The sequence below is a fragment of the Ornithinibacter sp. genome (assembly GCF_035443565.1).
In the GTDB taxonomy this organism is placed as follows: Bacteria; Actinomycetota; Actinomycetes; order Actinomycetales; family Dermatophilaceae; genus Fodinibacter.
In genome coordinates this window covers 1-1,040 of record NZ_DAORSO010000441.1, presented here as the reverse complement: position 1 = coordinate 1,040, position 1,040 = coordinate 1, and the positions used below count along the sequence as shown (strand labels likewise).

Below are 1,040 nucleotides of genomic sequence, written 5' to 3'. Positions count from 1 at the left end.
CTAGATCATTGTCGGTAGGGCCGGTGTCTGGCCAGACTCGGTCCAGGTGCTCGGCGGTGACGCTCTCCAGTGGGCTGCCCACCAGCTGCATCGGTGTGGCTCATCAGCGGTTTGCTGCCCGCCGGGCACCGTGACGAGGCGTGGCTCAAGAAGGGACTGCCCTGCTCGTAGTAGCACTGCCCACCTCGCCGACCACATCGGAAACGAGGACAGGCGGGAGCAAGAGCATGCAACAGGTCATCATCGAGGTTGATCCCCACAAGCTGTCAGCGACGATCGAGGTCGTCGACGATCACGAACGGCGCCTGGGCGAGGGCCGGTTCACCACCGACCGGGCCGGGTACGCGGCGATGCGCACCTATGTGAAGGCGTGGCCGCAGCGGGTGTGGGCGGTCGAGGGCGCGAACGGCACCGGACGACCCGTGGCGCAGCGACTCCTGGAATCGGGTGAGGACGTGCTTGACGTTCCGGCCAAGCTCGCCGCCCGGGTCCGGCTCTTCGACACCGGGCACAACCGCAAGACCGACGCCCACGACGCGCACTCCATCGCGATGGTCGCGGTACGCACCCAAGGCCTGCGGGTGCTGCACGTCGACGGCGAACTGCAGGCGTTGCGGATGCTGGTGGACCGGCGTGAGGCGCTGAGCCGGCGCCGGGTCCAGACCGTCGACCGGTTGCAGGCCCTACTGGCTGAGCTGCTGCCCGGGCAGGCGAAGAAGGACATCACCACCGGCCAGGCCAAGACGATGCTCGCCACGGTGCGCCCGCGCGACCTCGCCGGGAAGACCCGACGCCGGATCGCCGCCGAGGAGCTCGCCGAGCTCGTCGCGGTCGAGGCCAAGCAGAAGAAGGCCACCGCCGAGCTCAAAGCGATGGTCACCGCCGGCGGCTCACACTTGATGGACCTATACGGCGTCGGCCCGGTCGTCGCCGCCAGGGTCCTGGCCGACGTCGGCGACGTCGCCCGCTTCGCCGACCGCAACCGCTTCGCGTCGTGGAACGGGACCGCCCCGTTGGACGCGTCCTCCGGGGAGAACAAC

At 69.3% G+C, this 1,040-nt stretch carries 1 protein-coding gene; it reads left to right on the top strand.

Annotated features, from left to right (window positions below):
* Positions 1-227: 227 nt before the first annotated feature.
* A partial coding sequence (locus PLL68_RS15815) for an IS110 family transposase (protein WP_324535737.1) occupies positions 228-1,040 on the top strand: 813 nt, incomplete at its 3' end.